Annotated in this window: 2 protein-coding genes; both read left to right on the top strand. The window is 70.3% G+C overall.

Annotated elements, in window-relative coordinates:
• The coding region (locus FCI23_RS55615; RefSeq protein ID WP_136731756.1) for a hypothetical protein at positions 1-323 on the top strand (323 nt) is incomplete at its 5' end.
• Positions 324-455: 132 nt separating this feature from the next.
• Positions 456-1,580 (top strand): recombinase family protein (locus tag FCI23_RS55610; protein ID WP_136731755.1); only part of this gene is annotated, 1,125 nt, incomplete at its 3' end.

The raw sequence follows: 1,580 nt of genomic DNA, 5'->3' as shown, positions 1-1,580 counted from the left end.
GCGTCGAGTACGCCCGGCGGGTCAACGCCGCCGCGGATCTGGCCGGGGCAGGTGCGCCTGTGGCCGCAGCCGCCCGCACGTTGGCGAGTAGGTACGGGGTGTCGGTGCGTCAGGCACGCCGGTATCTGGAGCAGGCCGTGGCTGTTGGACGGGTCGAAGTCCCCGAGTCGAGCGTGGTGTTCACCGTCAAGCTGCCCGGCTCGCTGGCAGGGCAGATCCGCGCACGTGCGCATGAGAGCGACCGGGCGATCTCCGCGGTGGTGGCCCAGGCCCTGGCCGAGTTCCTCGAGCGGGGCGGCTCGGAGGGCCGGCCCCACAGGTGAGCGGCCGGTTGGTGGAGGCGGTAGCGGTTTTCGACCGTCATGCGGCAGCGGATCTGTCCGCGGCCTACATGGTGTTGGTCCCGCAGCGGCGGACCCGGGTGCGGGCCGGCCTCGATCAGGCAGGAGTGTCCGATGACCAGCGCGGCGATCTACGCCCGGGTGTCATCCGCCCGGCAGAAGAAGGACCAGACGATCGGCTCGCAGACCGCGGCCCTACGGGCGCATGCCGCCGAACAGCGTCTTGAGCTGCCCGAGGAGTGGGTGTTCCAGGACGAGGGCCACTCCGGGGCGACCCTGGTGCGGCCCGCCCTGGAGCGACTGCGCGACCTCGTCGCCCAGGTCGGCGTGGACGTGGTGCTGTGTTACGCACCCGACCGCCTGGCCCGCAAGTTCGCCTACCAGGCCCTGCTGATCGAGGAATTCGCGCGTGCGGGGACCCGGGTGGAGTTCGTGCTCGGCCCGCGCGGCGACAGCCCCGAGGACCAGCTGATGGTCCAGTTCCAGGGCATGTTCGCCGAGTACGAGAAGGCCCAGTTGATGGAGCGCTACCGGCGCGGCAAGACCTACCGGGCCCGCTCGGGGTCGGTCAATGTGCTGAGCGGCGCCCCGTTCGGCTACCGATACCTGCGCAAAACCCCGGATTGCGGGGCCACTTACGACATTGTCGAGTCCGAGGCGGCACTCGTGGCCGAGCTGTTCCGCCGCTACACCGATGACGGGGCCTCCATCGCGGACCTGACCCGCTGGCTCACCGCCGGCGGCACCCCTACGCGTACCGGCAAGACCCGCTGGGACCGCAGCGTGGTGTGGGGCATGCTCCGCAACCCCGTTTACCAAGGTCAGGCCGCCTTCGGCAAAACCCGGACCGTCCACGAGTCCCCGGGCCTGAACCGCCGCGCGAGGCTGGAGGGCCGCACCACCCCACGCGCCGTCAAGTACGAGGACCGGCCCCGCGAGGAGTGGATCACCATCCCCGTCCCCGCACTCATCAGCCCGGCCACCTTCGAACGAGCCGCCCAGCGACTCGCCGACAACAAGCGCTTCGCCTCGCGCAACAGCCGTGTCCCCTCCCTGCTCCAGGGCCTGTCGGCCTGCGTGAGCTGCGGATACGGCTACTACCGCACCTCGACCACCACCTCCTCCGGCAAAAAGATCTACTACTACCGGTGCCTGGGCTCCGACGACTACCGCTACGAGGGAGGCCGGGTCTGCACCAACAAGCCCGTCCGCGCCGACTACCTCGACACCGTCGTCTGG

The sequence above is a fragment of the Actinacidiphila oryziradicis genome (assembly GCF_005047355.1).
Lineage (GTDB): Bacteria > Actinomycetota > Actinomycetes > Streptomycetales > Streptomycetaceae > Actinacidiphila > Actinacidiphila oryziradicis.
The sequence above is the reverse complement of the archived record's forward strand: the minus strand, read 5'-3'. Positions and strand labels throughout refer to the sequence as shown.